The 272-nt window shown below is 66.5% G+C and carries 1 pseudogene; it reads right to left on the reverse strand.

From position 1 onward, the window contains the following. Positions 1 to 258: pseudogene (locus ACZ3HG_RS23715) on the reverse strand (sugar kinase); the annotation flags it as partial. Positions 259 to 272 lie beyond the last annotated feature (14 nt).

A 272-nucleotide genomic window follows, 5' to 3' on the forward strand; every position in this document is an offset into this window, starting at 1 on the left:
CGCCGTGATGCCCGAGATGTGGAACAGGCTGGCACCCTGCAACGCGGCGGCAAAGTCAAACTCCTCCGGCCGCGCTGTGGCGAAGGCCGATCCGGCCCGGTCATAGGTGATCGCCGAGGGGCGGAGCGAACCGCCGACCTCAAGGAAATACAGGCCCATGCGCCCGTCTCCGCGCACGAAATGCTGCACCTCCACACCCGCCCCGGCCAGTGCTGCGCGAGCTTTGTCGCCCAAAGCATTGGCTGGGACCTTGGACACAAACCGCGCCTGAT

It is taken from the genome of Erwinia sp. PME.40.26/001, assembly GCF_055556675.1.